We start from the raw sequence: 25,760 nt of genomic DNA, 5'->3' as shown, positions 1-25,760 counted from the left end.
CCAATGCGCCCGCAGGGACCCGCGCGCGGGACACCCTGTCCCCGCAGAACGCATGCCCGAACGCGAGTAGGGCACCCACGTCGCGCGATTTCGAGCCTGTTTTTCGCATGGTTACCCGCTGGCGCCTGCGGCCTGCACGGCATTGACGGGCGCTGTGATACCTCTGGCCTGCCGCGCAAGTCACTGGCGTAAAGACAAATCCCGTAAAAACAGACGCTTGCGTACGGATGCGGAAGCTCGAACGCAAGACAAACCGCCGCCGCCCATGCAAGCTACGCCCCCCGCCACGTCCGGATCCCCGATGACCCGCCCCCAATCGTTCGACTACGAACAGCTGCTGGCCTGTGCCCGCGGCGAGATGTTTGGCCCCGGCAATGCACGCCTGCCGCTGCCGCCGATGCTGATGTTCGATCGCATCACGCACATCTCCGACGAGGGCGGGCACTACGGCAAGGGGCGCATCGAAGCCGAGCTCGACGTGCGGCCTGACCTTTGGTTCTTCGGGTGCCACTTCGAGAGCGATCCCGTCATGCCGGGCTGCCTCGGCGTGGACGCCATGTGGCAGCTCACCGGCTTCTTCATGCCGTGGCTCGGCGAGCCGGGCCGGGGCCGCGCGCTCGGCGTCGGGCAGGTGAAATTCACCGGCCAGGTGCTGCCGGAGGCAAAGCTCGTGCGCTACGAGATCGACATCCGCCGCGTGCTGCGCGGCAAGCTCGCGCTGGCGATCGCGGACGGCAAGACCTTCGTCGACGGCCGCGAGATCTACACCGCGAGTGATTTGCGCGTGGGCCTGTTCACCTCGACGGAGGGCTTCTGATGCGTCGCGTCGTCGTCACCGGTTTCGGCATCACCTCCTGCCTCGGCAACGACGCCGAGACCGTCACGCGCTCGCTGCGCGAACTGACGCCGGGCATCCGCCCGTGCCCCGAGTACGCCGAGCTCGGCATGCGCAGCCACGTTGCGGGCTGGCCGGAGATGGATCTCGAGGCGTTGATCGACCGCAAGCTCAAGCGGTTCATGGGCGACGCGGCGGCCTACGCGTACATCGCGATGCGCGATGCGATCGAGCACTCGGGCCTGACCGACGAGCAGGTGCGCAACGACCGCACCGGCTGCATCGCAGGCTCCGGCGGCGGCTCACCGCAGTGGCAGATCGAGACCGGCACGCTGCTCAAGGAAAAAGGCGTGCGCCGCATCGGCCCGTACATGGTGCCGCGCACGATGTGCTCGACGGTCTCGGCCGCGCTCGCCACGTCGTTCGGCATCCGCGGCCTCAGCTACTCGATCGGCGCCGCCTGCGCGACGAGCGCGCACTGCATCGGCGCCGCGGCCGACCTGATCCGCCACGGAGCACAGGACGTCGTGTTCGCCGGCGGCGGCGAGGAGCTGCACTGGGGCATGTCCTCGCAGTTCGACGCAATGGGCGCCCTGTCGACCAAGTACAACGACACGCCGGCCAAGGCCTCGCGTCCGTACGACGCGGACCGCGACGGCTTCGTCATCGCCTCCGGTGGCGGCATGCTCGTGCTGGAGTCGCTCGAACACGCGCAGACGCGCGGCGCGAACATCGTCGCCGAACTCGTCGGCTACGGCGTCACCAGCGACGGCGCCGACATGGTCGCGCCGTCGGGCGAGGGCGCGGTGCGCTGCATGAAGATGGCACTCGAGCGCGTCGACAAGAAGATCGACTACCTCAACACGCACGGCACCTCGACGCCGCTCGGCGACGTGACCGAACTCGGCGCCGTGCGCGAGGTGTTCGGCAACGACGTGCCGCCGCTGTCGTCGACGAAGGCGCTGTCGGGCCACTCGCTCGGCGCGGCCAGCGTGCACGAGGCGATCTACTCGCTGCTCATGCTGCGCGGCGGTTTCCTGTCGGGCTCGGCGAACATCGAGACGCTCGACCCGCGCTGCGAAGGCTTCCCGATCCTGCGCGAGACGCAGGAGGTGAAGGTCGACACCGTGATGTCGAACAGCTTCGGCTTCGGCGGCACGAACGCTACGCTCGTGTTCGCCCGCTTCAACGGCTGAGGCAACCGCCCGGGCCGCCGCGCTGCGGCGGCCGGCTGCGCGACATTGAGTCACCTCTTCTTCTGAGCGTCGGCCGCGGCGGTAGCCTGTCCGGTCGCACACCGGCAGGCCTGATCCGCAGGGCCTGCGCGCGCCAGCTGCCTATACTGTCGATGTCGGCACGGCCTCACTCGGCCTGCCGACACTCCGAAGTCGCAACGCCTTCGCCCCTCGTGGCATGGCGCGGCGACCGTGGCCCGCGACCCCGCGCGGCCACCCGGTCGCGGTGGAAACGCCGCGGCCTCCCGTGCTTGGAAAGGAGTCAATCGATGACGCCGCTCACCGACCGTTTCGGTCGGACGTTTCCCTATTTGCGCCTGTCGGTCATCGACGCGTGCAACTTCCGCTGCAGCTATTGCCTGCCCGACGGCTATCGCGCCGCGCATGGCCGCGCGAAGCACCTGGAGCTCGACGAGATCGCGCGCCTGCTGCGCGCGTTCGCGCGGGCCGGCATGCGCAAGGTCCGCATCACCGGCGGCGAGCCCTCGCTGCGCCGCGATCTCACCGCGATCATCGGCGTGGGGGCGACCACGCCAGGCGTCGAGACGGTGGCACTGACGACGAACGGCAGCGTGTTGCCGCAGCGGATCGACGAATGGATCGACGCCGGGCTGCGTGCGCTCAACGTCAGCGTCGATACGCTCGACGCGCACGCGTTTGCACGCATCACGGGGCATGACCGGCTTGGCGAGATCCTCCAGGGCGTCGAGCGCGCACGCGCACGCCGACTCCCGTCGATCAAGCTCAACGCCGTGCTGCTGCGCGGCCTCAACGACGACCAGCTGCCCACGTGGCTCGACTACCTGCGTGATCGCGACGTTGGCGTTCGCTTCATCGAGCTCATGCAGACAGGCGACAACCGGGCGTATTTCGAGAAGCACCACCTGCGCGCTGAAACGCTCGAAGCGCAGTTGGTCGACGCCGGCTGGTCGCTGCGTCCGCGCGCGCCCGATGCCGGTCCCGCACGCGAATACGTGCACCCCGAGTACGCCGGACGCATCGGCATCATTGCCCCGTACTCGCGTGATTTCTGCGCCGGTTGCAACCGCTTGCGGGTGACGTCGACGGGCGATCTGCGCCTGTGCCTGTTTGGGGACTTCGGCATTGCGCTGCGTCCGCTGCTGCAGCGCGACGACCAGGCCGAAGAGTTGCTGGCGGTGCTGGTCAGCCAGTTGGGTCTGAAGAAGGCCACGCACGGCTTGCACGAGGGCAACACCGGCATCACGCCACATCTTGCGTCGATCGGAGGTTGAAGAATGGATGCAGCTGACACCCCCGGCGCCGGGTTCCACATGGCCGATGTGCGCCGCAAGCGGCCCACGGCGCGCCGGGCCGTCGCGGTCGGCGAGCTGTACGCCGGGCCTGACGCGTTCGCGGCCATCGTCGAGCGCCGCCTTCCGAAGGGCGATGCGCTCTCGATGGCCGAGATCGCGGGGCTGCAGGGCGCAAAGCAGGCATCGAACCTCATGCCGCTGTGCCATCCGCTGCCGCTCGAGTTCGTCGAGCTGCGCTGCGTGCCGGTGCCCGAGCGCAATGCGATCCGCGTGTATTGCGAAGTCGCGACCGAGGCGCGCACCGGCGTCGAGATGGAGGCACTCGCCGGAGCAAATGCAGCGCTGCTCACAATCTATGACCTGACCAAGCCCGTCGACCCCGCGCTATCGATCGGCAATATCCGCCTGCTGTTCAAGGAAGGCGGCAAGAAGGGGCTGTGGCTGCACCCGGGCGGCATGACCGACGAGGAGCGCACGCGGTATCGCCCGCGTGCGACGCCGACGCTCGACGGCTGGCGCGCCTCGGTCGTGGTGCTCAGCGATCGCGCGAGTGCGGGCGACTACGAGGACCGGTCCGGTCCTGTCATCGTCGACGCGCTGCGCACCCTAGGTGCCGACGTCGGGACTGCGACCGTGCTGCCTGACGATCCGTTCGCGCTGGCCAGGCACCTCGAATCGCTGGCGGCCGACGGCACCGGCCTCGTGATCACCAGCGGCGGCACCGGTCTCGGCCCCCGTGATCTCACGCCCGAAGCGCTCGCGGGGATCGCCACTCGTCAGGTGCCGGGCCTGGCCGAAATGATCCGCAGCGAGAGCCGGCACCACACCTCGATGGCGTGGCTCAGTCGCGCCGAGGCGGTGCTCGTCGAATCGATGCTCGTCGTCGCACTGCCGGGCAGCCCGAAGGCCGCCGCGCAGGGCATGGCGATTCTCGCGCCGCTGCTCGCACATGCGCGCTCGATGATCGAAGGCGGGTCGCACGCGTGATCGCGTTCGAAGATGCGCTTGAGCACGTGCTTGTCGCCTGTACGCCGCTGCCGGCCGAGCGGGTCACTCTCGCTGAGGCGCTTGGCCGCGTGACGGCGGCGGAGATTCGCAGCCCCGTCGACCTTCCTGCATTCGACAACTCCGCGATGGACGGTTTCGCACTGTGCACGCAGGGCAGGCGCATCGATGCTGGCCGCGAGTTCGACGTGCACGGCGAGCAGGCCGCAGGCGACGGTCTGCAGCGCGCGGCGGGCGAGGGCGCGTGGTCGATCATGACGGGCGCGCGGCTGCCCGACGGGCTCGACGCCATCATCCCTGTCGAGCAGGTCGAAGTGCTCGATCGCGCCGACGATGGCCGCGTGACTCGCATGCGCCTCGCCGCGGCCGTCGAGCCCGGGCAGCACCGGCGTCGCGCAGGCGAGGACGTCGCCTGCGGCGCGCTCGCGTTGCCGGCCGGCCATTGGATCGGCGCGAACGAAGTCATGTTGCTTGCGGGGCTGGGCCTCGCCCAGGTCGACGTCGCCCGCCGGCCACGTGCGGCATTGCTGTCGACCGGTCGCGAGCTCGTCGACGACCCTGCAGTGCCCCTGCAGCCCGGTCAGATCCGTAACTCCAGCTCCCCATTCCTCGCGACGCGCATCCCCGCGGCCGGCGGCGAAATCGTGCTGCGCGAGACCGTGCCCGACGAGCCCGCGCAGTTCTCAGCCGCGCTCGAGCGCGCGATCGACGCGGGCGCGGAACTCGTGCTCAGCACGGGCGCCGTGTCGATGGGTCGTTTCGACTTCATTCCCGATGTGCTGCGCGAGCGCGGCGGCGAGATCGTGTTTCACAAGGTCGCGATGCGACCTGGGAAACCGCTGCTGTTCGCGCGGCTGCCCAGCGGTGCGCTGTGTTTCGGACTGCCCGGTAACCCGGTCTCGACGGCCGTGGGCCTGCGTCTGTTCGTCGAGCCCGCGATGCGCGTGATGCTCGGCCTGCCGCGCGAGCAGGCGTGGCGCATTCCGCTTGCGCACGATGTCGGCAAGAAGGCTGGCTTCCGCCTGCATCAAAAGGCGCGCCTGAAGCTCGACGCGCGCGCCGCGCTGTCGGTCGAACTGCTCGCCGGGCAGGAGTCGTTCCGCACGCGGCCGCTCGTCGAGTCGACGGTGTGGGCGGCGCTGCCGGCCGAGGTGGATGCGCTGCGCGCGGGCGATCCGGTCGACGTCTTTCCGCTCGCACACGAGGCCGGGGTGATGCTCGGTGCGCAGTCGAAGTGAACATGCCGCGTTGAACACACTGTCTTGATCCCGGAGCCCGTTGCATGAAGATCGACCTCGCCCTGTTCGGCGCATTCCGCGAATTCGAGCCGGCCGGCCGCGTGAGCTTTGACGTGCCCGAGGAGTCGGACATCGCGCGGCTTCGCGCCGCATTCGACGCCTATGCGCGGGCGCACTGGCCCACCTACGAGCCAAAGCTGCTGGCGGTCTCTGCGTTCGCAAGCGAGACGACCGTGCTGCGCGATGCCGACCCGGTGCCCGCGGACGGCCGCGTCGCGGTGCTGCCGCCGGTCAGCGGGGGCTGAGATGGACGACGCGAATGTCCACTGCGCGATCGTCGACGCCGCCCACGGCCGCATCGATGCCGCGGCGGCGCTGGAGTTCGTCAGCGATCCCGCATTCGGCGGCACCGCGCTGTTCCTCGGCCGCATCCGCGACTTCAATCGCGGGCGCGACGTGACCGGCATCAGCTACGACTTGTTCGACCCGCTCGCGCTCACGCTGTTCCGCGAGGCGGCACAAACGGCCGCTGCCGAAGTGGATGCACCGCTTAAGGTCTACGTGGCGCACGCAAAAGGAAGACTCGCCGTCGGCGACATCGCGGTCGTCGTCGCCGCCGGCACGCCGCACCGCGACGAAGCGTTCCGCGCCTGCCGATCGGTCATCGAAGCGGTCAAGCACCGCGCGCCCATCTGGAAGCAGGAACACTACGTCGACGGCGACAGCGTCTGGAGCGAAGGCTGCTCGCTGTGCACGCACGAGCACGACGGGGCTGCATGAAAGTGCAGCTTCAACCGGGGCGGTTGCGCCTGCGCATCGACGAGGCCGAGCTGGCCACGCTGCTCGGCGGCGAGTCCATCAGGCTCACCCTCGTGCACGGCCCCGGCATCCACTGGACATACACCCTCGCGCTCGCGGCTGCGCTCGACGCGGTCGATCTGGCGGCGCCCGCGCCTGCGCGCGTTTCGATCCGTCTTCCGCACGGCGCCGTGCAGGCCTACGCCGCGACGCTGCCGCGACGCGATGCGCTGACGTTTGAAATCGGCCGCGAAGGGCAGGGCGGCGACGCGCTCACGCGCATCGACTTCGAGGTCGACGTACGCGACAGCATCCGCACGCGCGGCGCGGCTCGTTCTTCCTGACGCCGACGTCCGCCGTGATGGGGTGGCTGGGCCGGGCGCGTCGCTCTCAGGTCCTGGTCTGCGTAGTGTGCGGCGTCGCGGCGTCGGTCACCCACCCGCTGCGGGGTCCGCAGCGTGCGTGAGTAAAGCGCAACCGGTATCGAGTCCTGTCGTCGCTTCCCCAGCAGTCTCGTCGAGGTCGGGCACGCCCGATCGCCTCAGCGCTCCTGCAACTCGAGCGCCGCCTCGACAATCGGCATGGCCCACGGCGGCGTCGCCGCCAAGTCGTCATGGCGCGTCGGAAAGCGCACGCGTCCCTGTTCGAGGTGCAGCACGAGCACCGGATCGGGGATCGTCCCGTCCATCGCATCCGCGCTGTTGTCGAACACCTTGAGTTCGGCGAGTTCCGGCATCAGCGAGATGAGATTCACCACCGCGCTCTCGTAGCGCGCGCGGATCTTCGCCTCGGGAATATCGTGTCCGCCGCGGGCCACGCGCTCCCGCACGCGTCGCAGGTGCCGCTCGGGCTTATCGAGGCCGCAAAACCACATGCGCACCGCATGCGTCCGGCAGGCCGCACGGACCAGCGCAGGAATCGTGTTGCCGCCGAGCGTCGTCTCGAATGCGTGCGGACGGCGGTCCGCGATCGCCGCCTCGATCAGGTCCTTGCCAATGTGCCAGGCCTCGGCGTTCGCTTCAGCGGGCGGCAGCCCGGCGTCAACGAGCATCCGCGCCGCCGCGTCCGGGTTGAACCACTCGTCCGGTCCGATGCCATGCCGCTCGAGGTGGAACCCGCCCAGTGAGCTCTTGCCTGCGCCGTTGACACCCGCAAGCACGAACAGGCGCGGCCGCTGCGGGCTCAATAGCGGTCGCCGGTCTTCAGCTCCCCGCCGAGGCGCACGGGCGCGGCCATTGCGGCATCCAGTCGGTCATCGAACGTGGCGGCGTCACGCGAGCGCAGGCGGTCCAGAAACCGCGCACGCAGCTCGTCGACCGGGTTACGCGTGGCGCTGCCCGCCTTGAGCGTCGCCAGCTCCCGCTCGGCCTGTTGCATCCGTTCGAACTCCTCGCGCGAGACGAGCACCGCCTCGGTGTCCGAGTGGTGGGTCACCGCGACCCGCCCGTGCTTCTGGACGAGCTTGAGCACGCCTTTCCAGGAGCGCTGCACCTGGGAGGAGGACGCCTTGATCGGCACGAGGTCGTGGTCGGACGCGGGCAGGGCGGTCATCGGGGCGCTCCAGTGGGACTGCGAATCTGAAATTACATCTTTTCCTGACATTGCGCATGAATGCGAAGCCGTCGCTTGCGTCCGGGAGAGGGCGAGTGCCGCTAAGCGACTGGAAAAGCCCCGCCGCGTAGGTGTCGCGTGAAATCAGTGCCCGGACGGGCTCGGAATATTTCTCGGTCAAGTCATCGAAGGACCGCCGTCCCAGTTCGACCGACTAGACTCCGCACCGCGCACACGGGGAGTGGTGCGTGCCGCCCGGGCGCCGTCGTGAGACGCGCCGGCCAATGAAATGCTGCGTTACCCGTTGGGATCCAAGTTGTCTACCTATCGTTCCTGCGCCGCGCTTGCGGCCGCTTTGCTGTTGTCTGCGTGTGCGAGCCGCGGCCCTGCCGTCGCGCCGGCGATCCTGCCGGACGCCGACCCCGCCACCGCGTTCGCCGACCGTGCCGAGTACCGCATCGGCCCGAGCGACCTGCTGTCGGTCACCGTCTTCCAGATCAAGGACCTCGACCGCGAGGTGCGCGTCGCCAACAACGGCCAGGTCACGCTGCCGCTGATCGGCGCCGTCGACGCCGGCGGCCGAACGGTCGCCGAGTTTGAATCCGACATCGCCAAGCGCTACGAAGCGCGCTACCTGCAGGACCCGCAGGTCACAGTCTCGGTGAAAGAATTCGCGAGCCAGCGCGTCACCGTGGGCGGCGCGGTCGAGAAGCCAGGCATCTATCCGATGACCTCGCGGCTCACGCTCCTGCAGGCCGTCGCACTGGCCGAAGGCGTCACCGAACGCGCGGCGCTCCGCAACGTCATCGTGTTCCGCAACGCCGGCGGTGAACGCCACTTCGCGCGCTTCGACCTGCTCGCGATCGAATCGGGCGAGCAGCCCGACCCCGAGCTGCTCGGCGAGGACGTCATCGTCGTCGACGAGTCCATGGGCAAGGTCGCCTGGCAGAACCTGATCAAGCTGGCACCGTTCATCGGCGTCTGGAGGTCTTACCGATGAGCGCAGTACTCACCCCGCCGCCCGCGCTCACTGCGCCGGCGCGCGACGACGACGAAATCAATTTGCTCGAGTACTGGCAGATTCTGCGCGAGCGCAAATGGCTCGTGGCGAGCATCGCGGGCGCGGTCTTCATGCTCGCACTTGTGTTCACGCTGCTCGCCACGCCGATCTTCCGCGCCTCGTCGACGCTGCAGATCGAGCGCGACACCATGAAGATCATGGACGTCGAAGGTCTTACGCCCGCCGAGTCGCCGATGGACCGCGACTTCTACCAGACGCAGTACGAGCTGCTTAAAAGCCGCTCGCTCGCGCTGCGCGTGATCCAGGACCAGCGCCTTGTCGAGCACGGGCAGTACAAGAAGACGATCGAAGCCGTCGACGAATCACTCGCTGAGAAGCCCAAGTCCGGCGCGGCGGTCCCGGCGGAGCCGAAGCAAGCGGTGCGCGAGCGCGCGCTCGTCGAGACCGTGCTCAAGGCGCTGACGATCGAGCCGATTCGCAACTCGCGGCTCGTGCGCATCAACTTCGACTCGGCCGACCCGCTGCTCGCCGCGCGCGTCGCCAATGCCTTTGCCGATGCGTTCATCGCCAGCAACCTCGAACGCAAGTTCGACGCGTCCGCCTATGCGCGCAAGTTCCTGGAAGAGCGCCTCGCCCAGCTCAAGGCGCGCCTCGAGGACTCCGAGACCGCGCTCGTGCAGTTCGCGACCACCGAGCAGATCGTCTCGATCGGCGAGAACATGCCGTCGCTCGATGCGCAGAACCTCGCCGAGCTCAATGCGTCGCTCGCGCAGGCGCAGGGCGACCGCATCCGCGCCGAAGCGAAGTGGGCGCAGGCCAGCCGCGGCGACGGCCTCGGCCTGCCCCAGGTCGTCGCCAGCCCGCTGATCCAGAAGCTGCGCGAAGCGCGTTCGCTGCTGGCCGGCGAGTACCAGGAGAAGCTGCGCACGTTCAAGCCGGACTACCCGGACATGCAGCGCCTCGCGGGCGAGATCGCCGAGATCGACCGGCAGGTCGCCGGCGAAGTGGCGCACATCCGCAACTCCGTGCGCGCCGAGTACGAGTCCGCGAGCAACCAGGAAGCGCTGCTCGAAGCGCGCCTGTCGGGCCTGAAGGCCGACGTGCTCGACCTGCAGTCGCGCAGCATCCAGTACAACATCCTCAAGCGCGAAGCCGAGACCAACCGCCAGCTCTACGACGGCCTGCTGCAGCGCTACAAGGAGATCGGCGTCGTCGGCAACGTAGGCGCGAACAACGTGTCGGTGATCGACCGTGCTGAAGTGCCCAATGGCCGCCACTCGCCGCGCGTGCCGCTGAATCTCGCAGTCGGCCTGCTGCTCGGCGTGTTCGCCGGCGTGCTCGGCGCGTTCGTGCTGCACCACCTCGACCGCTCGATCGCCACGCCGAAGGCGCTGTCCGAGGCCGCGCCGCTGCCCGTGCTCGGCGCTATCCCGAAGCTCGCCGACGGCATCACGCCGGAGCAGGCCTCGGCCGACGTGCGCTCCGCATTCGCGGAAAGCTATCGCTCCGTGCGCACGGCGCTGCAGTTCGCTACGCCAAACGGCATCCCGCGCTCGCTGTTGTTTACCAGCCCGTCCGCGGCCGAAGGCAAGAGCACCAGCGCGCTCGAACTCGCGCGCAACATCGCGCAGCTCGGCCGCCGCGTCGTGCTCGTCGATGCCGACCTGCGCAAGCCCACGCTGCATCGCATCGGTGGCGTGACAAACGGGCAGGGCCTGTCAAACGTGCTTGCCGGCGCGGCCGGTGTGCTCGAGGTCGTGCAGTCCACGAGCGATGCGCGCCTCAGCATCATCACCTCAGGCCCGCTGCCGCCGAGCCCGCCCGAGTTGTTCGCGGGCGAGCGCCTGCCGGCGCTGCTGCACGAGCTGTCGCAGCACTTCGAGGTGATCGTGCTCGACGGCCCGCCGGTACTCGGCCTGGCCGACGCGCCGCTGCTTGCCACACAGGCCGACGCGACGATCCTCGTGGCCGCGGCCGACGCAACGCGCACCGACTCGCTGCAGGCGGCACTGCATCGTCTGACATCCGTACGTGCCCGCGTGGTCGGCACGCTGCTCACGCAGTTCGACGTGCGTCGCAAGGGCGGAGCCCAGGGCTATGGCGGTTACAGCTATTACGAGTACGGCGGCGAACGCGGCTGACGCGTCGCGCGTGCGCAGCGGCATCACGCCGCTGCGCATCGCGCTCGCCACGCTGGGCACCGCGGCGTTCGCAGGGGCCGCGTGGCAGGTCGCACGGCACGACACCGCACTCGGCACGCCGCACGGCGCCGACCGCCTGATCGCACAGATCGACGCGGACCCGGCGCTCGCGCCCGATGAGCCCGCGCTCGCGCGCGAGATGCTGCGCACGCGTCCCATCGACGGGCGCGCGTATCGCGTGCTGGCACAACACGCGGATACCCCCGCACAGCGCGACGCACTGCTTGCAGCCGCCGTCGCCACCGCACCGCGCGACGCCCTTGCGCGCGGTCTCGCCGCCGAGCGTGCGCTGCTCCTCGAGGACTTCGACGCGGCACTCGAGCACGTCGATGCGCTCATGCGCACGGCGCCCGAGTCGCGTACTGCAGTGCTGGCCACGTTGCTGCCGCATCTTGCGGTGCCCGCCATCCGCGACGCCTTCCTCAAGCGGCTTGCATTCGACCCGCCGTGGCGCGACGCGCTGGCCCGCGCGCTACCGGACGCCGCCGTGCCCGCCGATGGCGCACTCGCATTGCTCGATGCGCAAGCCAAGCAACTCACCCCGAGCGACGCCGAGCTCCGGGCTCGCATCGCGGTGCTCGAACGCAGCGGCGATTACGCCGCCGCGCGCGCCGCATGGGTGGCCGCGCAGTCCACAAACCCGCAGGGATCGACCACCACCGCGCACGTCTACGACGGCGGTTTCGAAGCGCCGCACACCGAAGGCGGCTACGGCTGGCGACTCAACCCGCCGCCGGGCATCGGCGTTGCCATCACCGCACACGACGCACATGCAGGGCAGGGCGCGCTTGCGATCCGCTTCGACGGCCGGCCCGTCGCGCTTGGCGGTATCCAGCAAACGCTCGCATTGCCCGCAGGGCGCTACACGTTTGAAGCCGTCAGCACGAACAACGTCGACACCGCACGCCCATTCGAATGGCAGCTCGCGTGCTCGGCAGCCGACGGCGCCGCTGTTGCGGTCATGCGCGCAGCGCTGCCCGCGCAGGCCGAGTGGCAACGCTCGCAGGCCACGTTCGACATCGCGCCTGCATGCCCGCAGCAGACGCTTCGACTCGTGCACCGCACGCGCAACATCGCCGAGCGAGCAGTGCGTGGCACGCTCGTTGTGGACGGCATCAGAATTATTCCGATGCCCTGATCACAAACTCATCCATACTCTGCGCCCGCAGGCGTCATGTGAACGCCACGTCAAGGAAGTCTCGAATGAAGAACACCATCGTCGCCGCAGGCCTGGGCCTCTCGCTCGCATCGATCGGCGCTGTGTCCGCGCAGGCCGTGGACGCGGCTGGCCAGGTCTTCCAGCAGGGCGTGACCGCCTCGGCTGCGCAGGCGACCACGGGCCAGGCCGCAGGCGCCGAGGCCGCTGCTGCAGAGGGTGCAGCTGCTGCCGAAGGTACGGCCGCACAAGCCACCACCGCGCAGGCCGCAGGCGCTGAAGCCGCTGCCGCTGCAGAAGGCGCAGCCGCGGCCGAAGGTGCTGCTGCTGCCACCACGGCCACCGAAGCCGCTGCCGCGGGTGCAGCGGCAACGGGCACCACGGGTGTGGTCGGTGCAATCCCGGCCGTCGTCGCGAAGGCCGCGCTCAGCAAGGCCGCTATCGCCGGCATGGCCGCTGCCGCCGCCGGCGCTGCCGCCGCGGCTGCCGCGGCAGGTGGCGGTGATGACGACGCGTCCAGCCCGTAAGGCTGTAGCGCGGTTGCTGTAGATACCTCGGGGGAGGGACGCTCGGGCCGCCATGTGCGGCCCGATGCGTGTTTGGGGCTTTGTAATGTCTGAAGTCACGTCGCGCGCATCCGATCGCGCTGCGCAGTTCGCGCTTGTTGCGTTGATCGCGGTGGCGCTTGCCGCAGGCGGCGGCCCGCGCGGCACGGGCGATGCCATCGTGCAACTCGCCGCACTGCCCGTGCTCGCACTCGCATTGCTGCGCGCGCCGCTCGCACTGCACAGACGCTGGCATCGCGCATTCGCAACGCTGCTGATCGCCGCACTCGCGGTCACGCTGCTGCAGCTCGTGCCGCTGCCGTTCGAGCTGTGGCGCGCGCTCGGCCCGCGCGAGGCCATTGCGCAGCACCTCGCGCTCGCAGGCGAAGGCAGTGCGTGGCGCGCGCTCTCGCTCGATACCGCCGCCACGCTGCGCGCTGCCGTGTCGCTCACGGTGTCCGCCGCTGCATGGACGCTGGCCGCATCGCTGTCGCGCGATGCCATCGCCCGCGTGGTGCAACTCACGCTGCTCATCGCGTTGCCCATGGCGCTGCTGGGCTTCGCGCAGGCCGCGGCCGCCGCGCATGCCTGGCGCCCGTACGACTTCCATCACCCCATCGGCGCAATCGGCACGTTCGCCAACCGCAATCACTTCGCCGCGTTGATGGCCATGCTCGGCCCGCTCGCGTTCGCGTTCGGCGCGCAGAGCCAGCTCAGGCGTGACACGCCACGCGCATTGGCCTGGCACGCACTCGGCGCCATCTTCGTGCTCGCCTGCGCGCTGTCGTTCTCGCGCGCGGGCAGCGCACTCGCACTGCTCGCATTGCTATGCACCGGCATCGTGCTCATGCGCGGCGCGCGCATCGGCGCGGGCATCCGCACGGCCGTCGTCATCGCGCTCGGCCTCGGCGCAGCCACCGCCGTGTATGCGTGGGACGGCCTCGCGCAGCGCCTCACCCAGGACCCGGCTGACGACCTGCGCTGGCAATACCTGCGTAACGGGCTCGAAACAGCACAGGCCTACATGCCGTTCGGCAGCGGCGCAGGCAGCTTCCGTTGGGCGTATGTACCGTTCGAACCAGTGACCGACATGGTCAGTGTGCATGCCGATCGCGCACATAACGACGCATTGCAGACACTCATCGAGTTCGGCATCGCGGGCGCACTTTTGCTCGTTGCAGCACTCGCGCTGCTCGCATGGCAGAGCCTCAGAAGAATTCCAATAGGTGAAATCCATCACACCGATCACGATTCGCCCGCTCGCGTGATCGGGGTCATTGTTTGGGTGCCGGTGTTGCACTCGCTCGTTGACTATCCGCTTCGCACCCTGGGGATCGCCGTCGTGTTTGCCGTGCTGCTTGCATGGCCGCTCGCCGACGGCGCAAGGGCACGCGAGCACAGGGGCAGCGCAACGCGCTGAAGCGGTCGCAGGTCGAGGAGGGGACCCAATGCTATTGGCACCGATGCCGCAGACGCGGCCCGTCGGCACGGGCGCGTCTTCGAGTTCGTTTGGCGCGCTGTTCGGCTGGAGCCTTCGCATCGGCGACGTCGTCGCCGTCACCGTCGCCGGCGTGCTGGCGTACTACGTGCGCTTCGGCTCGCTCGACATCGCGCTCGAATACCAGCGCCACCTAGGCCGCGGGCTGCTGTTCGCCATCCTCGTGTTCACGCTTGCGCCGCTGTATCGCAGCTGGCGCGGTCGTGGTCTTGCCGGTGAGCTGTGGACCATGCTCGGCGCCTACAGCGTGATGTTCGGCCTGGCCATCATCTACGCGGCGGCACTCAAGCTCACGTCCGACATCTCGCGTCTGTGGTGGGCGTGGTGGTTCATCGGCGCCGTCGCATTCGGCACTTGCACGCGCGTCGGCGTGCGCGGCGCGGCCAAGTGGGCGCGCGTGCGCGGCATCGACGTGCGCACCGCCGTCGTCGTCGGCAGCCGCCGCGATGCCATGCGCGTGGTCGACCATCTAAAGCGCCAGCCGTGGGCGGGCATACACCTGCTCGGCTGGTTCGACACCGGCAACGAGTTCGACACCGGCCCCGTGCCCGAGGGCGCGCACCTCGGCAGCCTGCTGCGCCTGCGCGATTACGTCGAGCAGGTGCCTGTGCACCAGGTGTGGCTGGCCATGCCGATGGGCGCGCAGGACCACATCTGCCTCGCGCTCGAGCAGCTCGAACACAGCACCGCCGAAGTGAAGTTCGTGCCGGACCTCGTGGGCCTGCAACTGCTCAACCACTCGGTGGAGCACGTGGCCGGCCTGTCCGTCATCAACCTGCGCGGCACGCCGCTCACGGCCGATGCGCGCCTGCTCAAGGCGCTGGCGGACCGCGCCTTTGCTGCCCTCGCGCTCATCGCCCTCGCGCCGCTGCTCGCGCTGCTCGCACTCGGCGTCAAGCTGAGCTCGCCCGGCCCGGTGCTGTTCCGCCAGCCGCGCCACGGCCTGGACGGCAAGATCATCGAGGTCTGGAAGTTCCGCTCCATGCGCGTGCACCAGGAGCACGCGGGGCAGGTGACGCAGGCGAAGAAAGGCGACTCGCGCGTCACGCCGTTCGGCGCGTTCCTGCGCAGCACCAGCCTCGACGAGTTGCCGCAGTTCATCAACGTGCTGCAGGGCACGATGTCCGTGGTGGGCCCGCGGCCGCACGCCGTCGCGCACAACCACCATTACAAGGCCCAGGTGCAGCACTACATGCAGCGCCACCGGGTCAAGCCGGGCATCACCGGCTGGGCGCAGGTCAACGGCCTGCGCGGCGAAACCGACACGCTCGACAAGATGGCCGCACGCGTCGAGTACGACCTGTTCTACATGCAGAACTGGTCCCCGTTCCTCGACATGAAAATCATCGCGATGACCGTGCTCAAGGGCTTCATCGGTCGCAACGCGTACTAAGGGATTGCAATGAAAGTCACCATCTTCGGCACCGGCTACGTCGGTCTTGTCACCGGCACGTGTCTGGCCGACGTGGGGCATGACGTCGTCTGCGTCGACATCGACCCGTCCAAGGTCGATGGCCTCAACAACGGCATCGTGCCGATCTTCGAGCCGGGCCTCGCGCCGCTCGTGAAGGCGAACCACGAGGCCAAGCGCCTCGCGTTCACCACCGACGCCGCCAGCGCGATCGCACACGGCGAGGTCATCTTCATCGCCGTCGGCACGCCGTCGGACGAGGACGGTAGCGCCGACCTCACCCACGTGCTCAAGGTGGCGGCGACGATCGGCACGCACCTCGCGCGGCCCACGGTCATCGTCAACAAGTCCACCGTGCCCGTGGGCACGGCCGACCGTGTGCACGCCGCCGTTGCTGAGCAGCTCGTGCAGCGCGGTGTGGACGTGGAGTTCGTCGTCGCGTCCAACCCCGAGTTCCTCAAGGAAGGCGACGCCGTCAACGACTGCATGCGTCCGGACCGCATCGTGATCGGCACCGGCAGCGACTACGCCGTGCAGCAGCTGCGCCGCCTGTACGCACCGTTCAACCGCAACCACGAGCGCATCGTGGTGATGGACGTGCGCTCGGCCGAGCTCACCAAGTACGCGGCCAACGCGATGCTCGCCACCAAGATCTCCTTCATGAACGAGATCGCGCAGATCGCCGAGCGCGTGGGCGCCGACGTGGAGATGGTGCGCCAGGGCATCGGCTCGGATCCGCGCATCGGCTGGCACTTCATCTACCCCGGCGCCGGCTACGGCGGCTCGTGCTTTCCGAAGGATGTGCGCGCGCTTGCAAACACCGCCAAGCAGAACGGCTACCGTGCCGAGCTGCTCGAGTCGGTCGAAGCCGTGAACGAGCGCCAGAAGAGCCACCTGTTCGACCTGATCGTCCGCCACTACGGCAGCGCCGACGCGCTGCGCGGCAAGGCGTTCGCGGTGTGGGGGCTTGCGTTCAAGCCGAACACCGACGACATGCGCGAAGCGTCGAGCCGTCGCCTCCTGCAGCAATTGTGGGACGCAGGCGCCAAGGTGCGCGCGTACGACCCGGAAGCCATGGAAGAAGCCCGCCGCATCTTCGGCGACCGGTCGGACCTGATGCTGTGCGGCGATGCCTTGACGGCCGTGCGCGGTGCAGACGCCTTAATCGTGGTGACCGAGTGGAAGACCTTCCGCAGCCCGGACTTCCAAAAACTGAGCCTGACCCTAGGCGATGCGACGGTTTTTGATGGCCGAAACCTTTATTCTCCTAAGGACCTGGCCGTGCACGGTCTGGGCTACTACTCGATCGGGAGGCTCTCGCATTCTCCATCCGGCGCGCGTCCTTGCGGAAGCAGCTCGCACTCTCTGCACCTCGGACCGCAGGACGCAGACAAAGCGCACGCTTAAGGTGGAACAGGACGCAGGGACAGCGCCAGACAGAGTGTCTCACCCCCGAGATCTGGCCATGCATTGGCAGACTGCTATGCGGGCGCGAATGTAGCCCGACTTTGCCTGGCCTAGCCTCGCTTGCTCCTAGCATGAAGCGCTCAGTCACCTATGAGCTATCAAAAGCGAGCATGCGAGTTAGCAAATTTCTGCTGCAACTCGCGCCCTTGAAAGAATTATGACCGCTTCTCTGCTGTACGGCGCGATTGCGCGAAGCATGGCCAGCCGTTACGCAGTATACGCGGCGAATCTGCTGTCAATGATGATACTCGCGAGGACGTTTACGCCCGAAACGTTCGGTCTTGTCGCGTCTGTGTCCGTTATCTACCTGTTCTTCCAAGTGGTAGCCGAAGGGGGCTTTGGCCCTGCGATAATTAATTTGGGTTCGCTGTCCCACTCGGCGCGGGACGGAATCTTTGGATTTACTCTTGCCCTCGGGCTGCTGTTAGCGCTTACAGTGCAGCTTCTCTCCGGACCGGTCGCAGATTTTTACCAGACGGCCGAGGTCACGGCCATCTTCCCCTACGTAGCGCTTGCGGTTCTGCTGGTGTCTGCGAGTGTAATTCCCACTTCTTTTCTGTTACGCGATCAGCGATTTCGAAGTCTCGCTAAAGCCGGCGTTTCCGCAGAAATAGTCTCCACCGCGGCAGTCCTAGCTTCCAGTGCTTGGCTCGCGCCATTGCATGCCCTCGCGCTTAAACTCCCTGTGAGCGCTGCTGTCAATTTCGTACTGGCATACAAATTTAGCGCGGCCACTGAGTTTGGCAGGCCTAACGTTGGGTTTAATTTTTCTGCGGTCCGGCCTCTCTTCTCCTTTGCTTCCTACCAGCTAGGTGCAAACACCGTTAGTTTTGTCGGTCGAAATCTCGACAACGTACTGGTGGCACGAACGCTGGGGGCATCCGCGCTGGGGATCTACGACAAGGCGTACCAGCTGATGCGGTATCCATTACTGCTTTTGACGTTCGCAATGACCCCTGCCATCCAGCCGGTTGTTCGTCAACTGGCGCACGACCCGCGAAAGGTTGAGCAGATTCACCGTGAGTTCGCGTTCCGACTGTCGGTGGCTGGGGGCGCTGCGGCTCTCGGTGTCTTCTTATTAGCGCCGATAGGCGTGCAATTCGTACTTGGTGCTCAGTGGGGAGGCGCAGTGCCGATCTTGCAGATCCTAGCAATCGGCATACCAGCGCAGGTTGTCCACTCGACAAATGGGAGTTTCTTCCAAGCGATGAGCCGTCCACGCCTGCTCCTGGGGACGGGCGTTGCGTCGGGATTTGTAACAACCTTCGCGATTGTCCTGGGGCTGCGTCAGTCCGATCTGCCCGCGCTGTGCTGGGCCCTTGTAGCAGCCTTTCACGTCAACTTCCTTGTCGTATACACGTCAATGTACCTTGCGGTCTTCAAATGCTCCCCAGGCCGATTCTTTCTGCAAATGGTTCCTGCAGTTGTTATCGTCGTGGGGATGACTAGCGCGCTGTTGACCGGCTGGGCGGGCGAACTATGAGAATTCTCCTGGTTAACACGCTCTACTACCCGTGGAAAGTCGGTGGCGCGGAGGTGTCCACCCAGCTCCTGGCTGAATATTTCGCCAATAATGGCCATTCGGTGTGGATCCTATGCCTGCATAACGGATCTGGCGTTCAAACGGACGTTATTAATGGTGTCACGGTGGTGCGTCTGCCGGACCCAAACATCTATTGGCCGTTTGATAAGGGCACGCCGTCTTTGGTGCGTCGGCTTTTATGGCACGTCATCGATATGTTTAACCTGAGCGTCCTATGGGGTGCCCGCCGCCTCGTTAAGCGAATCGCCCCTGATGTAGTCCATACGAACAACCTAAGCGGCCTCTCGGTCAGTGTCTGGTTCGCAGCCAAGTTGGCTGGAGTTCCAATCGCACACACCTCGCGGGACTACTACCTGCTGCATCCTAATTGTCGCTTGTTTGCTGATGGCAAAATGCAGAACCCCCGAGACATTTCAGCGCGACTATGGTCATGGCCTAAGCGGATCTGCTCAGGGTGGGTGACAGAATATATCGGTATCAGCCGTTATATCGCCGATCTTCACGCTTCGGAGAATTTTTTCCCCAACGCCCAGCGCCGGGTAATCTATAACTCGGTAGCCCTACCGTCGATCGCCGGGCCGGTGAGTGGAAACGGAGTGCGCAGGTACGGGTTTATTGGAAGATTAGAGCCGGCGAAAGGTCTTGAAGAGCTCATCAAAGCGTTTGGCTCGATTGCTGATTTAGCGGAACTCTATATTGCGGGGGATGGAGACCCGTTATATGTGGAGGCGCTTAAGAAGCAGGCACGTGATCTGCCAATCGTCTTCGTGGGCCGAACTGACCCAAAGAGCTTTTATCCAAACCTCGACTGGCTGGTCGTTCCATCTCTATGGGCCGAACCGCTTGGGAGGGTAGTTCTCGAGGCGTACAGCTACGGTGCTCCAGTTATATGCTCGGCCATGGGCGGGTTGCCCGAGGTCGTAATGGAAGGCGAAACGGGTTTTATCTACCAGCCGCGCCATGATGGAAAGGATCTGGCGTTGGCCTTAACGAAAAGCCTCTCCGCTGATCGAGACCTGTTCTCAGCCCGGGCTCTCGAGTTTGTACGGTCTTTCGACGCCGCCTCCATTGGGGACGCGTATCTCGCGGCGTACCGCGATGCTGTTGGGGTGGCCCGTGCATAGCACGATCAGCACAGAGCCAACGGTTCCGCTGCGTTGGGTAGAAGCCGCCGTTATGGCGCTGTTCTTCCTCATGTCGCCATTCGAAGATCTGCCCTTCCAAACCGGACCGCTAGGGTACGCAGCGGCTAATCTGGCGATCATTCCGCTTATTGCCCTAGCCTTAACGTCGATTTGCCGGAACAGGTTGCCTCTCGAGTTTGTCGTACTACTCAGTTGGGGTGTCGCGGCTTCATTGATCGGATTCTTTCTCTATTATGAGTTGGCAACTAAGACGTTAGTGGTTCAAGCATTAAAGGCGTTTATTTTGTATTTTATGTGCGTCTTTGCATTCTTTTATTTCCGTTTCGCACGCAACGTGCCCCAGTTTGCCCTGTTGGCAGGGGCTGGCATTGTGGTGGCTGCGGTGATCGCCAATACACTGTGGCCGGACGCGTTTTCCTCATCTTCTTGGATGCACCCGTTCGACAACCGCAATGCGAGGCCACGAGGCCTGAGTCAGGAATCGAGCAATTTCGGCCTGATTGCCGGCTGCGCGGTCCTGTTGATTTGCTGGAAGAAAAAGGTGCGTCCGGGGATCAGTATCGCGCTCGTGGCAGTTGTGGCGCTTGCGATTGAGTCAAAGGGCACGATTTTCGCAATCTTTGGCGCCACTATTTTTACGGTTCTGTTAAGTCGCGGAGTCGGCAGTGCTAAGCGATTTATTCTAGTATTCGTTGCACTCGCCGGCGCAAGCATTCTGCTTCCCTTAGCGTCTGCCCTGCTACTGTCGGACATCGAAAACTACACCTCCGTGGCGACCCGGGCAACGATGTCGACGGTAGCAGCACTCTCAGTCGCGCAGTGGCCTTTAGGGCATGGGTTTTATGGTTATCTTCCTTTCGTAGTTCAAGCCGGTCCAGAGGCGGTACTGCTGATGCGAGAGTTGCTGCCTATGACGCTCGATTACTCTGAAGTTAACTCCTACTTTTATCACGGTGCTTATGAGAACGTGGGGGCGAAGAGCTTTCTTCTTGACACCACGATCTTTCTTGGTCTGCCAGGTATCTACCTGATTCTCAAACAAGGATTAAGCGGGTTTGCCTATGTTTCTACTGCAGCAGACATGAATAGGATGCTACTTGCAGGCTTCGCGGTAATCGGTTTCATGTTTTACGTGTCTGGGGTTGGGGCCTATTTCGCTGCCGCCTCGCTTGGGCTCGCTTTCAATAGGTATGAGCAGTGAAGGTATTAGTCGTTAGTCCCGACTTTCCCTTTCCGGCCGATCATGGCGGGAGAGTTGACGTCCTTTCGCGGATTGAGGCTCTCGTGTCGCTGGGGGTGTCGGTGGACCTATTGGCAACAGTCAGTGCCGATGTTCACCCGAGCCATTTGCAGCTTGCCCGCGCGAAGCTCGGCCGCGTGCGGTTGGTGCGCCGAAGGGCATCTCTGTTTTTTTGGATCACCGGGATGCCGTATCAGGCGGCGTCGCGCTCCGGTCTCGCGAAAGAGTACCTCGCAGATGATTATGATCTCGTTATTCTCGAGTCCGAAGCTGTTGCTCCGGTCCTAAAAGGATTGAGTGCCCGAGACAAGGTCGCGCTACGCGTGCACAACAATGAATCCGCATACTTTCACGCCCTCGCGCGAAGTGAAAAGCGGTTCGCGAAGAAAGCATACTATTTTCTGGAGAGCTTACTCTTCCGGCATTGGAGCCGGCGGGTCAAGAACCGATGCGACTATGTACTGCATATCTCGCATAGAGAGTTTTCGCGGGAAGGAGTAGGCGAGCCCTCTTCGCGCGTTCGATTTCTACCTCCTCACGTTGATGCAGCGGCAATGCAGGCGCCTAGGCCCAAGACGCGGGGCTCGGTTTTGTGTGTTGGAAATCTGTTCATGCCGAATAACCTCCAGGGCCTGCTGTGGTATTTGGAGAATGTGCACGAGCTCCTTCGCGCGCGGGTTCCTTTCTATAAGCTTGTTGTTGCGGGAAACACGAGGGGCGCTGGTGCTGGATTCCTTGATCGGTATCAATCAGTGGAGTTCCACGACTCGCCGACATGTTTGGCGAGCCTGTATGCGGATGCTTCTGTTTTCATCAACCCCATTCTTGAGGGCGCTGGCGTCAAAATGCGGAGCATTAACGCTATGCAACAGGGGGTGCCGCTTGTTTCAACGTCGGTGGGAGTTGAGGGCACCGGGCTGGCGCCAGGCGTGCACTATCTTGGTGGCGACACCCCCGAGGAGTTTGCATCTGCCGTGGAACGCTTATTGTCTGAAGCAGGGCTTCAGGAGTCCATCGCGTCAGAGGCACAGCGGTATCTGGCTGAGGTCTTCGACTCCCGAGCCCTTCTCTCGGAGTTGCTCGCATCATGAACAGGGTGTTGCATGTAGCGGAGACGGCACAAGGAGGTGTCGCCACGGTAATGCGTCAGTTGCTGAGGTGGCAGCTGAGTTCTGGGGTTGACGCGCGCGCACTGGTTCCTGAGGGACATCTCTTTGAGTTCGAAGGTCTATCCGATATCGAGACCTTTCGACGGAGTGGAAGGAATATAGCGTCCATCTGGTGTTTCGCTCTGGAGTTAGCTCTTGCTGTTTGGCGTCTCGAGCCGCAGGTGGTTCACCTCCACAGCTCGTTCGCTGGTGGGGTTGGCCGAATAGTCCTGATCTTGATGCGGCCGTTTCGTAGGCCGGCGGTCATATATTGCCCGCATGGCTGGGGCTTTCTAATGGACGTCAAACCATGGAAGAAAGCCGCGTTTGCCGCGGTCGAACGGCTTCTATCGAGGTGGTGCAATGGAATTGTGTGCGTCAGCGAGCACGAAAAATCGGAAGCAATGAGGTGGCGGTTGCCTGCTCACATCCTGCATGTTATTCGGAACTGCGTTGAAGCCCCGCTGCCGATCGAGAGACTTGCTGGACTGGATGACGGGAAAGTTAATCTCGTTTATGTCGGTCGTTTCGATCGAGCGAAGGGGCTGGATATCCTAATTGAGGCTATGGGGCAGCTCCAAGACGCGGATGTAGCGCTTACTGTTATTGGTGCTGGCGTCCACGAGGATCGCCAGGTCCGGCCATGTCGAAATATTGCGTATGTTGGATGGCGAGGTCGAGAAGACGTCGCAGGATATCTTGCTCGGGCGGACGTGCTCGTTATGCCGAGCCGCTGGGAGGCTTTCGGCCTAGCGGCGGTAGAGGCATTCAGCTATGGCCTCCCAGTTCTCGGTAGCGACATTGCGCCGCTTAGGGAAATTATAACGGCTGAGCTTGACGGCGCATTTTTCGCGGCAGGTCGATCCGATGACCTTGCGTCGCAATTGCGGCAGCGAAAGAGGTCCCATTGGAGGCGGATGCGGGAGCAAGCTTATTCCACGTATGTCGCGCGCTTTCGGTCGGAGCGAATGTGTGTAGAGATAGACGATTTGTATCGGGAAACTCAGCAACGTATTGAGCAACGCGGCTGTAAACCTACCGCATGATGTAAGTTCATTGCTTTGAATAAGGGGTCAGGTTCCTTTTTTTGGCAGGTTTCTGGACGCTCCGTTGCGTAGATGTGGGTCACCACGACGAAGCGCATCAAGTGGGCTTAGCGAACCTGCAGCGCTGATCAGCCTGCCGGGCTTTGCGTTTCGAATCGGCGCAGCGTTCGCACCGCGACGGGCGTGCTGGCGATAGCGCGGCCGTTGCGTAGCGATCACACCGGCCACGGCATACAGATCGCGAGCCCATCGATTCCCCCACCGATGCTGACCGCCTACCTCACGTTCTCCGGCTTCGTCTGCGCATTCGCGGTGACGCGCGGCCTGCTCATCGCCCGTCGACGGGCGGCGCGCCGCCGCATGCGGCTGAGCGCGTCTGAGCGTGTGCTCGCCTGAGCCGGGGTCGGCGCTAGACGGCCGGGGGCAGTTTTATTTCTGTCTGCAAACGGTGCCGTCGAACGAGCGTCCGGCTAGGAAGGCGCACAGGGATGCGCCGCAGAGACCCCGTGCTAGGCTCGATCGAGAAGGGGAGTAGCTCCCAGATGCTGGCGTCGTCACTACGAGCCTTGGCTCCGGCCCAGCAGCAGGCATCACGCCTGTGAGCGAGACCTTCGCCGATCTGCGGCGAAGGCGTGTCCTGGCGGCATGCGGTTGCATCGGCGTGTCACTGGGACGCGCGGCATGGTGCCGCGGGCCCGGGCTGTGACCGGAGAAACGCGCATGTTGTGCCCCGTCTGCAAGACCGTGAACCTGGCGATGATGGATCGACAGGGGATCGAGGTTGATTACTGCCCCAACTGCCGCGGCATTTGGCTCGATCGCGGCGAGCTCGACCGGCTCATCGAACGCGCCGAGCAGGCAATGCCTGCACGCGCACCGGCAGCGCCGCCGCCGCAGCCACCGCCGCATCCGGGGCACGCGTACCCGCCGGCCCACGAGCACCACGACGCGTACAAGCACGGCAAGAACCGCCATAAGTCGATGCTCGGCGAGCTGTTCGATTTCTGACCGTGCGGCTGTGTCCGCGTAGGTTCGCCTCGCGTGCGCCGTGGCCGGGATATGCGCAGCGCACCGGGGCCCATGCGCGTTCCATCTCGCGGGGCAGTGCGTCCTCGCACACCCCGGCCTTTGCAGGCCCGTGCAGGGGATGGAGGCGGTTAACTACGGGATTGCAGTCGACTGAACCGTCCGCGTAGTGCGCATGCGAAACGAGTGACGCGGCAGTAAAAAATCATCCCGCTACGCTGTGTGCGGCGCCATCTAGGAAGAATTCGCAGCCGTGGGCCCTCACGCCTAAGCGCTTGGTTTATCGGTGAAACACCGCGTGGAACATTGTCCACGCGACCTGTGGATAAGCGCAGGGATAACCGTTGTGCACAGCAGATCAAGGCCAGCGGTCATGCGGCGCTTCATCGGCCTGGCGAAAATTTGGTCAACGGCTCCACCGGTGACTGCAAAGGACCCCGCAGTGCGGGGCCTTGTGTCTGGGGTGAAGCCGCGCGTGCGTTGACCGCACGTCGGCGCGCGCCACGGTCGCGTGTCCGAACACGCTGTGCGCGCGCGTTGCGTCGGGGGTGAGCTGCCGGTGCAGCCACGCTCGACAGTGCCCCGGACATGCGGCATTGCCGTCCTTCCTCGTGCGGGGGCAGGGTCCGGCGCGCCTCCGCCTGCGGAGATCATCGACATGATCCGTTCCTGGCTCAGGCACTCAGCACTGGCTGTCGGCACTGCAGGGCTTTTGATCGCAACGGCCGCGGCTCCGGTCTACGCGCAGGGCGCGCCGCGCCTGCGACCGGAGCTGCGGCTGTGCGCACCGACCGGGCCGTGCTGGCTGTACCCGAAGCGTCTCGTGCTCCCGGCCAATGCGCTCGGCCGCACACCGAACCTCACGCCGACGATGCGCGGCCTCGACTGGCCGACCGCCAACGGCTACGCGCAGTTCGCGGTGCCGCGCCCGCTGGATTACACCGGCGGCAGGGTGCGTGTCGGGGTGTTCTATTACATCGGCGCAGGCGGCGACGGCACCGTGGGCGTGGGCATGACCCCGGTCGGTCTGCGTGCGGGCGGCCCGTTCGAAACCTACGGCGGCGGCGCCTCGTCACTGGCGGCCGTGCAGTCGGACACGCACTACGAGCAATGGGTGGTCCTGCCGACGGTCAACACCGGCTTCAGCGGCTCGGCGCCGTGGTGGCATGTCGAGATCAACCGGCTCGGCACCTACGACGCGCGCATCACCCTGCTGACGGTGGTGGTGGAGTACCGCTGAGGGCTGTCGCGTTGAGTCGCTGACGCGCCGCCGGTGCGAGAAGAGGTCCCGGGGCGGGCGAGGGTGGCCTGCCCGGGACGCTTCGCGGCTGATCCAGCGTAGGCGATCGAGCCGTCGCCGCCGTGTCGCGGTGCGGG

At 65.6% G+C, this 25,760-nt stretch carries 25 protein-coding genes and 1 riboswitch; of the genes, 23 read left to right on the top strand and 2 right to left on the bottom strand.

Going from position 1 to position 25,760, the window contains the following annotated elements:
- Positions 1-301 precede the first annotated feature (301 nt).
- From fabA to IE075_RS03580, 8 genes are all read left to right on the top strand, one after another.
- Positions 302-817 (top strand): 3-hydroxyacyl-[acyl-carrier-protein] dehydratase FabA, encoded by a 516-nt coding sequence (fabA, locus tag IE075_RS03615; protein WP_189453381.1) that lies wholly within the window; start codon positions 302-304, stop codon positions 815-817.
- On the top strand, positions 817-2,031 hold the full coding sequence (fabB, locus tag IE075_RS03610) for a beta-ketoacyl-ACP synthase I (RefSeq protein WP_189453379.1): 1,215 nt from the start codon (positions 817-819) through the stop codon (positions 2,029-2,031). Before fabA ends, fabB begins: the two co-directional genes overlap by 1 nt.
- A gap of 172 nt (positions 2,032-2,203) precedes the next feature.
- Positions 2,204-2,348: riboswitch (molybdenum cofactor riboswitch) on the top strand.
- Positions 2,340-3,323, top strand: a complete 984-nt coding sequence (gene moaA / locus IE075_RS03605) for a GTP 3',8-cyclase MoaA (protein ID WP_189453377.1) — start codon at positions 2,340-2,342, stop codon at positions 3,321-3,323. It overlaps the preceding riboswitch by 9 nt.
- Positions 3,324-3,326: 3 nt before the next feature.
- Positions 3,327-4,331 (top strand): bifunctional molybdenum cofactor biosynthesis protein MoaC/MoaB, encoded by a 1,005-nt coding sequence (moaCB, locus tag IE075_RS03600; protein ID WP_229792297.1) that lies wholly within the window; start codon positions 3,327-3,329, stop codon positions 4,329-4,331.
- Complete coding sequence (locus IE075_RS03595) at positions 4,328-5,587, top strand: molybdopterin molybdotransferase MoeA (protein ID WP_189453375.1); 1,260 nt, start codon at positions 4,328-4,330, stop codon at positions 5,585-5,587. The genes moaCB and IE075_RS03595 overlap by 4 nt, the downstream gene beginning before the upstream one ends.
- 44 nt (positions 5,588-5,631) lie before the next feature.
- The gene (locus tag IE075_RS03590) at positions 5,632-5,892 is read left to right on the top strand and encodes a MoaD/ThiS family protein (protein WP_189453373.1); all 261 of its coding nucleotides are present in this window, start codon (positions 5,632-5,634) and stop codon (positions 5,890-5,892) included.
- A 1-nt stretch (position 5,893) separates the two neighbouring features.
- Positions 5,894-6,367, top strand: a complete 474-nt coding sequence (locus IE075_RS03585) for a molybdopterin synthase catalytic subunit (protein ID WP_189453371.1) — start codon at positions 5,894-5,896, stop codon at positions 6,365-6,367.
- The gene (locus tag IE075_RS03580) at positions 6,364-6,729 is read left to right on the top strand and encodes a hypothetical protein (RefSeq protein ID WP_189453369.1); all 366 of its coding nucleotides are present in this window, start codon (positions 6,364-6,366) and stop codon (positions 6,727-6,729) included. The genes IE075_RS03585 and IE075_RS03580 overlap by 4 nt, the downstream gene beginning before the upstream one ends.
- Positions 6,730-6,926: 197 nt before the next feature.
- Here IE075_RS03580 and IE075_RS03575 read toward each other — a convergent pair whose 3' ends face one another.
- Positions 6,927-7,571 (bottom strand): ATPase, encoded by a 645-nt coding sequence (locus IE075_RS03575; RefSeq protein ID WP_189453367.1) that lies wholly within the window; start codon positions 7,569-7,571, stop codon positions 6,927-6,929.
- Complete coding sequence (locus tag IE075_RS03570) at positions 7,568-7,936, bottom strand: type II toxin-antitoxin system prevent-host-death family antitoxin (RefSeq protein WP_189453365.1); 369 nt, start codon at positions 7,934-7,936, stop codon at positions 7,568-7,570. The genes IE075_RS03575 and IE075_RS03570 overlap by 4 nt, the downstream gene beginning before the upstream one ends.
- 289 nt (positions 7,937-8,225) lie before the next feature.
- Between IE075_RS03570 and IE075_RS03565 the strand changes: the two genes are divergently transcribed.
- The 15 genes from IE075_RS03565 (at position 8,226) to IE075_RS03500 (ending at position 25,623) form a co-directional block, all read left to right on the top strand.
- Positions 8,226-8,936: a polysaccharide biosynthesis/export family protein gene (locus tag IE075_RS03565; RefSeq protein ID WP_189453364.1), complete on the top strand. Its 711-nt coding sequence runs from the start codon at positions 8,226-8,228 to the stop codon at positions 8,934-8,936.
- Positions 8,933-11,098 carry a GumC family protein gene (locus tag IE075_RS03560; RefSeq protein WP_189453362.1) on the top strand — a complete coding sequence of 722 codons (2,166 nt, stop codon included), beginning with the start codon at positions 8,933-8,935 and terminating at the stop codon, positions 11,096-11,098. The genes IE075_RS03565 and IE075_RS03560 overlap by 4 nt, the downstream gene beginning before the upstream one ends.
- Positions 11,055-12,296 carry a hypothetical protein gene (locus IE075_RS03555; RefSeq protein WP_189453361.1) on the top strand — a complete coding sequence of 414 codons (1,242 nt, stop codon included), beginning with the start codon at positions 11,055-11,057 and terminating at the stop codon, positions 12,294-12,296. Before IE075_RS03560 ends, IE075_RS03555 begins: the two co-directional genes overlap by 44 nt.
- Before the next feature lie 65 nt (positions 12,297-12,361).
- A complete protein-coding gene (locus tag IE075_RS03550) occupies positions 12,362-12,841 on the top strand; it encodes a hypothetical protein (protein ID WP_189453359.1) in 480 nt (159 codons plus the stop codon).
- Positions 12,842-12,926: 85 nt separating this feature from the next.
- Positions 12,927-14,279, top strand: coding sequence for an O-antigen ligase family protein (locus tag IE075_RS03545; RefSeq protein WP_189453357.1), 1,353 nt, complete (start codon positions 12,927-12,929; stop codon positions 14,277-14,279).
- A 28-nt stretch (positions 14,280-14,307) separates the two neighbouring features.
- Positions 14,308-15,750 carry an undecaprenyl-phosphate glucose phosphotransferase gene (locus IE075_RS03540; protein WP_189453355.1) on the top strand — a complete coding sequence of 481 codons (1,443 nt, stop codon included), beginning with the start codon at positions 14,308-14,310 and terminating at the stop codon, positions 15,748-15,750.
- Between the two features lie 9 nt (positions 15,751-15,759).
- Positions 15,760-17,175: a UDP-glucose dehydrogenase family protein gene (locus tag IE075_RS03535; RefSeq protein WP_189453352.1), complete on the top strand. Its 1,416-nt coding sequence runs from the start codon at positions 15,760-15,762 to the stop codon at positions 17,173-17,175.
- A gap of 217 nt (positions 17,176-17,392) precedes the next feature.
- Positions 17,393-18,718 carry an oligosaccharide flippase family protein gene (locus tag IE075_RS03530; RefSeq protein WP_189453351.1) on the top strand — a complete coding sequence of 442 codons (1,326 nt, stop codon included), beginning with the start codon at positions 17,393-17,395 and terminating at the stop codon, positions 18,716-18,718.
- Complete coding sequence (locus tag IE075_RS03525) at positions 18,715-19,902, top strand: glycosyltransferase family 4 protein (protein ID WP_229792296.1); 1,188 nt, start codon at positions 18,715-18,717, stop codon at positions 19,900-19,902. The genes IE075_RS03530 and IE075_RS03525 overlap by 4 nt, the downstream gene beginning before the upstream one ends.
- Complete coding sequence (locus tag IE075_RS03520; RefSeq protein ID WP_189453347.1) at positions 19,895-21,124, top strand: hypothetical protein; 1,230 nt, start codon at positions 19,895-19,897, stop codon at positions 21,122-21,124. The genes IE075_RS03525 and IE075_RS03520 overlap by 8 nt, the downstream gene beginning before the upstream one ends.
- Before the next feature lie 83 nt (positions 21,125-21,207).
- The gene (locus IE075_RS03515) at positions 21,208-22,254 is read left to right on the top strand and encodes a glycosyltransferase family 4 protein (RefSeq protein WP_229792295.1); all 1,047 of its coding nucleotides are present in this window, start codon (positions 21,208-21,210) and stop codon (positions 22,252-22,254) included.
- Positions 22,251-23,357: a glycosyltransferase gene (locus tag IE075_RS15925; RefSeq protein WP_189453343.1), complete on the top strand. Its 1,107-nt coding sequence runs from the start codon at positions 22,251-22,253 to the stop codon at positions 23,355-23,357. The genes IE075_RS03515 and IE075_RS15925 overlap by 4 nt, the downstream gene beginning before the upstream one ends.
- A gap of 264 nt (positions 23,358-23,621) precedes the next feature.
- A complete protein-coding gene (locus IE075_RS15775) occupies positions 23,622-23,753 on the top strand; it encodes a hypothetical protein (RefSeq protein WP_268244907.1) in 132 nt (43 codons plus the stop codon).
- A gap of 324 nt (positions 23,754-24,077) precedes the next feature.
- Positions 24,078-24,365 carry a TFIIB-type zinc ribbon-containing protein gene (locus IE075_RS03505; RefSeq protein WP_189453340.1) on the top strand — a complete coding sequence of 96 codons (288 nt, stop codon included), beginning with the start codon at positions 24,078-24,080 and terminating at the stop codon, positions 24,363-24,365.
- Between the two features lie 676 nt (positions 24,366-25,041).
- Entirely contained in the window at positions 25,042-25,623 is a 582-nt protein-coding gene (locus IE075_RS03500; protein WP_189453338.1) for a hypothetical protein, read from the top strand.
- Positions 25,624-25,760: the final 137 nt, after the last annotated feature.

This window comes from Cognatilysobacter bugurensis (assembly GCF_014652095.1).
Taxonomy (GTDB): domain Bacteria; phylum Pseudomonadota; class Gammaproteobacteria; order Xanthomonadales; family Xanthomonadaceae; genus Cognatilysobacter; species Cognatilysobacter bugurensis.
The sequence above is the reverse complement of the archived record's forward strand: the minus strand, read 5'-3'. Positions and strand labels throughout refer to the sequence as shown.